8 protein-coding genes are annotated in these 6,361 nt (G+C 70.1%); 5 read left to right on the plus strand and 3 right to left on the minus strand.

Going from position 1 to position 6,361, the window contains the following annotated elements; translation table 11 throughout:
• Positions 1 to 408: 408 nt before the first annotated feature.
• Positions 409 to 1,212 carry an alpha/beta fold hydrolase gene (locus VHK87_RS19015; RefSeq protein ID WP_329636466.1) on the plus strand — a complete coding sequence of 268 codons (804 nt, stop codon included), beginning with the start codon at positions 409 to 411 and terminating at the stop codon, positions 1,210 to 1,212.
• Here the strand turns inward: VHK87_RS19015 and VHK87_RS19020 are convergent.
• Positions 1,209 to 1,526, minus strand: a complete 318-nt coding sequence (locus tag VHK87_RS19020; protein WP_329636467.1) for a hypothetical protein — start codon at positions 1,524 to 1,526, stop codon at positions 1,209 to 1,211. The two genes, VHK87_RS19015 and VHK87_RS19020, sit on opposite strands and share 4 nt — an antisense overlap.
• 297 nt (positions 1,527 to 1,823) lie before the next feature.
• Between VHK87_RS19020 and VHK87_RS19025 the strand changes: the two genes are divergently transcribed.
• The 4 genes from VHK87_RS19025 (at position 1,824) to VHK87_RS19040 (ending at position 5,084) form a co-directional block, all read left to right on the plus strand.
• Positions 1,824 to 3,443 (plus strand): TadE/TadG family type IV pilus assembly protein, encoded by a 1,620-nt coding sequence (locus tag VHK87_RS19025; RefSeq protein ID WP_329636468.1) that lies wholly within the window; start codon positions 1,824 to 1,826, stop codon positions 3,441 to 3,443.
• 114 nt (positions 3,444 to 3,557) lie between these two features.
• Entirely contained in the window at positions 3,558 to 4,127 is a 570-nt protein-coding gene (locus tag VHK87_RS19030) for a hypothetical protein (RefSeq protein WP_329636469.1), read from the plus strand.
• A 208-nt stretch (positions 4,128 to 4,335) separates the two neighbouring features.
• On the plus strand, positions 4,336 to 4,773 hold the full coding sequence (locus tag VHK87_RS19035) for a hypothetical protein (protein ID WP_329636470.1): 438 nt from the start codon (positions 4,336 to 4,338) through the stop codon (positions 4,771 to 4,773).
• Positions 4,774 to 4,898: 125 nt separating this feature from the next.
• The gene (locus VHK87_RS19040; protein WP_329636471.1) at positions 4,899 to 5,084 is read left to right on the plus strand and encodes a hypothetical protein; all 186 of its coding nucleotides are present in this window, start codon (positions 4,899 to 4,901) and stop codon (positions 5,082 to 5,084) included.
• Here VHK87_RS19040 and VHK87_RS19045 read toward each other — a convergent pair whose 3' ends face one another.
• Both VHK87_RS19045 and radC read right to left on the minus strand, forming a co-directional pair.
• Entirely contained in the window at positions 5,085 to 5,543 is a 459-nt protein-coding gene (locus VHK87_RS19045; protein ID WP_329636472.1) for an SRPBCC domain-containing protein, read from the minus strand. It lies immediately after the preceding gene.
• Positions 5,540 to 6,283 carry a RadC family protein gene (gene radC, locus VHK87_RS19050; protein WP_329636473.1) on the minus strand — a complete coding sequence of 248 codons (744 nt, stop codon included), beginning with the start codon at positions 6,281 to 6,283 and terminating at the stop codon, positions 5,540 to 5,542. Before radC ends, VHK87_RS19045 begins: the two co-directional genes overlap by 4 nt.
• Between the last annotated feature and the right edge of the window lie 78 nt (positions 6,284 to 6,361).

Raw genomic sequence — 6,361 nt, forward strand, 5'->3', positions numbered from 1 at the left:
GACTTCGGGGAAGGGGGCGCCTTCCGTGTCGCCGTCCGCCGGCAGCACGGCATGCTTGCGGCCCAGGGCCGCGTCGGCGCCGTCGGCCCGTCCGGCCACGGTCAGGGGCACCGGCGCGTGGGTGGCGCACGCCGAGAGGCCGACCAGGACGGCCGCGAACAACAAACTCTTGCACATCGGACGAAGGCCCTCCGCTCCGCCGGAATATGTCATTTCCCCGTCGCGGTTGCGACCGAAGGAAGTGCGCTTAAAACGCGCAGGTTGTCGTTAGCGACTGATTAAGATGAACGACTAAGCGGACCATTCCATGCCGCCTCCGGTTCACCTGCCCGAATCTGCAATCTAGACTTGGCCGCTGGGGCGGAATTCGCGCCGCTGCTGGCGCATCCGCCAGGGGAGATCACACCTATGCCGACCGTCCGCGCGAACGGGATCGACATCTACTATGAACTGGCCGGAACCGGGCCGCGGCTGCTGTTTATCTCGGGAACTGGCGGGGACCTGCGCAACAAGCCCAACGTGTTCGACGGGGCGCTGGGCAAAAGCTTCGAGGTGCTGGCTTACGACCAGCGCGGGCTCGGGCGGACTGAGAAGCCGGACCGGCCCTACAGCATGGCTGAATACGCGGACGACGCCGCGGCGCTGATGGACGCCGTCGGCTGGGACCGGGCGCACGTCGTGGGCGTCTCGTTCGGCGGCATGGTCGCCCAGGAGCTGGTGCTGGGCCATCCGGAGAAGGTCGAGCGGCTGGTGCTGGCCTGCACCTCGCCGGGCGGGGCGGGCGGCGCCTCGTTCGCCTTCCACGAGATCGAGCACCTGAAGGGCGAGGCAAGGGCGCGCCACCTGCTGCCGATCTCCGACACCCGCCGCGACGAAGCGTGGGCCGAGGCCCATCCGGAGCTCTACGCCCAACTGATCGCCCAGACCGCGGCCGATCCGTTCGCCGACGAGCCAGGTCGGGCGATGGGCGCCCACCGCCAGCTGGAAGCGCGGGCCAGGCACGACACCTGGGAGCGGCTGCCCACCATCGCCGTCCCGACGCTGATCGCCGCCGGCCGCTACGACGGCATCGCCTTGCCGCAGACGCAGGAGAAGATGGCCGCGCAGATCCCTGGCGCGCAGCTGCGCTGGTTCGAGGGCGGCCACCTGTTCATGATCCAGGACCGCGCCGCGGCCCCGGCCATCGCCGCCTTCCTGAAGGGCGAGGGTTAGGCGGTCTCGAGGCTCATCGGCGGTTCGTGGACCGCGAGCAGATCCTCCAGCTCCTCGCGGCGGATGGCGCTGCGCACGTTCAGCCGCACGAGGATGTCGGTGGCCCCGTGCAGCATCTTCGCCCGCTCCAGCAGGCCGCGCCAATCCATGCGGGAGAGGTTGTCCGTCTCGCCGGCGGCGATGATGCTGGGTTTCGGGCCGTCCAGGCGGGCGATGACGTAGTTGCCCGCGATGGGACGCAGCCGCTCCTGCGGTGTCAGCGGCGAGTAGCTGTACTCGGCGCCGTTCCGTCCGGTGAATACGATGCGGTTCATGCCTGTCTCCCGTCAGCGCCGGGGCCTCGCGACCGAGGTCGGCCCGGCTGGCGGCGCGAGGGCGCCGTTTCGTGCCCCTCGCGAATCGCCGCCGATTCAACCGCTTACTGCGGCTTCCCGGGCGAGTGAGCTTGGCAGTTGAGGCGAGTTTGCGGCCAAACTGCGCCGCTTGCGCGACACGCGTGCGGCGCGAAGTCGCGATGCTGTAGCCACCCTGACGATTAACCTCGCCTCAGCCCCAAACCATTCACCATTCCGGCGCACCTTCCGAGCCGATCTTGGGGGGCGGAGAACCGCGTGTCGGCTATCGAGACGTCTACGGCCAGGGCGGGCGCACTGAGCGCCGGCCTCCGCCGGGCCCGCGCCGACGTCCGCGGCGGCACGGCGGTGACCTTCAGCCTGGTCGCGGCCCTGATGGCGATCCCGTTCGTCGCCGTCGGCCTCGACGCCCACCTGGCCATGACCCAGAAGACCAAACTGCAGGACGCGCTGGACGCGGCGACCCTCTATGCGGCGCGTGAGCGAACTTTGGACGGCGACGAGATCGACGCCGCCGGCCGCCGCTCCCTGGCCGCCAACCTCAAGCTCCTGAAGGCGACCGACACGCAGCTGCTGTCGGCCAGCTTCGTGCTGAACGGCGAGTCCGTGGTCGGCCAGGCCGCCGCCCGGCCGGGCGGCTTCTTCAACTTCTGCATGGGCGGCTGGTGCTTCAAGCAGGAGCGGGTGCGCGCCCGCGCGGTGGTCAACCGCTCGCTCGACAAGCTCGAGATCGCCCTGGTGCTCGACAACACCGGCTCAATGCAGGGAAATAAGCTGGCGGTTCTGAAGAAGGCGTCCAAGAACCTCGTCGATTATCTGGACGAAGTGAGCAAGACGAGCCTCGCGCCCGATCCTATCCGAATTTCGCTGGTGCCGTTTTCCAACACGGTGCGCGCCGTCGACACTGTCAGTCTGAAGAACTACGTCAGCACGACGAGCCGCGGCTCGGACGTGCCGGCCTGGATAGACCCAGAGGGACGCGCGCACCGCTCCGGTGGGAGCAACAAGGACATCTTCTGGGATCCGGCCGCTATCCCGCTTCCCAACGCCAGCGCCGACCGGCTGAAGCTCATGAAGACCCTGGGGGAGGCTTGGGACGGCTGCATCGAGGCGCGCCGGCAGCCCTACGACATCCAGGAGACGGTGGACGCCCAGAGTCCCTACACGCCCTACTTCTGGCCGGATCAGCCGAGCGTTGGGCTGCGGGATCCGAACGACTACATCGAAGACCCCTACGAGGGGGCATACGACCAAGCTGGCAAGCTGCGTCGTGTTGGGAAGTACCAGGCGGCTTGGCGGCGGAAGAACCAGGCGGCCTTCACCCTAGGAGCCGGGTACGGCGATCCGATGAAGCACGGTCCCAACGCCGGTTGCGAACACCAGCCGGTCGTCCGCTTGACCGCCGACACGAAGACCCTCAAGAAGGCCGTGGACGGCATGCGGGCGATGGGCGAGACCAACATCCCGCTGGGGCTGGTTTGGGGCTGGCATGCGCTATCGCCTGGCGGTCCGTACGGCGATGGTCTGCCTTATGCAGAGCCGCACCTTCGCAAGATCGTGGTGCTGATGACCGACGGGAACAACACGTTCGGAGGCGGCTCCTACGGCGGACTCGGCTACCGCTGGCAGGACATCCTGCCGAGCGGGAACGCTACGGCGCTGATGGACGGGCGACTGGCCCTTCTGTGCGCAGATATGAAGGCCCAGGGCACCGACATCTACACGGTGCGCCTGGAGGTCACATCCGGCAGCAGCGCCGTGCTGAAGGGCTGCGCCACGAAGCACGACATGTTCTACGACGTGCAGGACGCCAAGCAGTTGGACCGCGCCTTCCGCGACATCGGCGCCTCGATCGCCAAGATGCGGCTCACGCGCTAGGCGAGCGGCGGCGCGTGGACTTCGCGCCGAAGGCGAAGCGGGGCCGCGCCTGAAACCAAGGTTCTCCACCCGACGTTGAGCTTCGCGTCGGAACCTAAACCGGGCAGGAGACCCATGCGCAGAACCATCGCCCCGCTTGTCGCGGCCGCCCTCGCCATTCCCCTCATCGCCTGCCAGTCGGAGGGGCAGAACGGATCGCCGACCGCCAGCAGCGGAACGCCGGGCTCGAGCTCGGCCGCCGCGGGCGGGACGAGCGGCGGCGCCAGCACCGGAACCTCGACCAACGCCTCGGCCGGCGGGACCGGCGGGCTGCAGGTGCCGAGCCTGGTCAATGTCAACCTGGAGAATGTGCTCAACGACCTGTCGGTGCAGCTGATGATCGACCGGGCCAACGTGCCCATCAACATCCAGCTGCCGATCAACCTGGCGGCCAACGTCTGCGGCGTGTCGGTGAACGTGCTCGCCCTCTCCACCGGCGGCCAGGCCCAGTGCGAGGCCAAGAGCGCGCCCCAGGAACTGGCCCAGGTGGTGCAGCAGCAGATGGCCGCCGGCGGCTCGGTGGGCGGCGGCGCCCAGGGCGGCTCGACGGCGGCGACCGGTACCGCCGCGCCCGCTTCGGGCACCGCGACCGGCGGCGCATCGGGCAGCCCGAACACCTCCAACACGACGAACAACAACAACTGACGGGCGGGCGCCGAGCCCGCTCTCTCCCTCTTCGTCATGGCCGGCTTCATGCCGGCCACCCTTCCTGAGAACGTCGCGCCGACCGCAACGGGATGGGGCGCCGGGACAAGCCTGGCGATGACGAACGGAGGGCCGAGTTGCGCGCCGCCGCACTCTCGCCGCCTGCCGGTGGAACCAGACGCCGCATGTGACGCCTGCGGAGGTCGCTATGCGGCGCGTGATCCTGGCCCTGGCTGTTCTCTGTCTGGCGGGAGTCCGTCGATCCGCCCCCGCCAGGCCAGCCCGGCAGCCTGCCGGACGATCGCACGCCGATCTCGGAGGCCCCGTTCCCGCCGACCAGCCCGCAGGGAGCGGCGTCGTCGAGCGCTGCTTCGCCGAGGTCGCCGAGGGGGACTACGCCGCAGCCTGGCGGCTGTGGGCAGATGGTCCGGGGCGGCCGGCCGACGCCGACGCCCTGGCCCGCAGCCTCGCGGCCTACGACAGCTACAACGCCCTGATCGGCGCGCCCGGCGCGGCGGAAGGCGCCGCCGGGTCGCTGTACGTCCGCTCACCGCTCCAGGTCTACGCCCGCCTGAAGGACGGCCGCGAGGTCCACAGGCTGGGAACGGCGACCCTGCGGCGCGGGCCTGGCGCATTCACGAGATGAAGCTCCAGCCGCCCGGCGCGTCGGATGGGCGACAGAAGATGAACGGCGCCTGAATCGCACCCTTCGGCGCGCGTTCAGGGCCGGTGGCGTTGAATGGCCTCGGACTTCGCCAGAGGGGATCTGCGATGGACGCCGTCATCGACCTGCAGGCCGCGGCCGAGGAGCCGGAGCCGGAGCCGGGCTCGGCCGAGATCATCGACCTGGACGCTTACCGCAGGGCCCGCGGGCTGGCTCCCGCCCGGGCGCCTGCCGAGGAGACCGACCCCTTCCCCTGGGCCTACACCTTCGGACCGACGCAGCGCGGCGGCTGATCAGAGGCTGGCGGCGAAGGCCGAGAGGATGAACGGCCAGCCCTGCGGCCCCTCCATGCCCTCGTGAAAGGCCGCCCAGCCTTCGCCGTGCCGGTTCATCTGGCGGTGGTGGACCTCGATCCGTGACCCCGAGGCCGTTGGGACGAAGGCGATATCCACCTCGCTCATCCGTTCAGGAACCTCGGGCGTACGGTCGAGAGCGACGCCCCAGCCCAGCACCAGCCGCCGGCCAGGCTCGGCCAGCCGCACCGGGCCCCAGGGCAGCCGCTGGCCGGCGCTGTCCAGCTCGAACCACTCCCCGCCGGCGTGCGGCTCGATGCGGGCGTCGGCGAACCGGTCCTCGCCGGCGAAGGTGTAGGCCCGCGGCCACCAGCGGCCGAGCTCGATGAACTGGCGGAATGCCGCGTCCGGGGGGACGGCCACGTCGACGTGGGCGCGGACCTCGGCCTCGCGGGTCACAGCAGCCCCAGGGCCTTGAAGCTGGCGACGCCGCCGGCGCCCACCACCAGGTGGTCGTGGATGGCGATGCGCAGGGATCTGCCGGCCTCGACGATCTGGCGGGTCATGTCCACGTCCGCAGAAGAGGGCGATGGATCGCCCGAAGGGTGGTTGTGGACCAGAATGAGGGCGCTGGCCGAGAGTTCCAGCGCCCGCCGCATCACCTCCCGCGGATAGACCGGCGCGTGGTCCACGGTGCCGCGGTTCATCACCTCGTCGGCGATCAGCTGGTTCTTCTTGTCGAGGAACAGCACCCGGAACTGCTCGCGCGGCTCATGCGCCAGGGCGGTGCGGACATAGGCCAGGAGCGCCGACCAGGAGGAGATCACGGTGCGCTTGCGCGCCGCCTCGCGGGCGATCCGCAGGCTCGCCTCCTGCACCAGGGTGAGGTCCAGCGCCACCGCCTCGCCGACCCCGGGCACGGTCCGCAGGGCCTCGGGCGAGGCGGCGAACACCGCGGCCAGGCTGCCGAACCTCGTCAGCAGCGCCTTGGCGAGCGGCTTGACGTCCCCGCGCGGGATCGAGCGGAACAGGATCAGCTCCAGCAGCTCGTAGTCGGGCAGGGGATCCAGCCCCGCCCTGGCCCGCTCGCGCAGCCGCTCGCGGTGGCCGAGGTGATGCGGCTTTGGCGCGGCATGGCGCCGGGCCCAGAGGTCAGCCTGGGCCGCCTCCTGCAGGTCGATTGCGGGCGCTCGGGGCATGCCGAGCAATGTTCCGCAAACGTTCTGGAAGCGCAAGCCTTGAACGCGGACGGATGCACAGCACCTGCGGCGCTGGGT

Source organism: Phenylobacterium sp. (assembly GCF_036263695.1).
Taxonomy (GTDB): Bacteria; Pseudomonadota; Alphaproteobacteria; order Caulobacterales; family Caulobacteraceae; genus Phenylobacterium.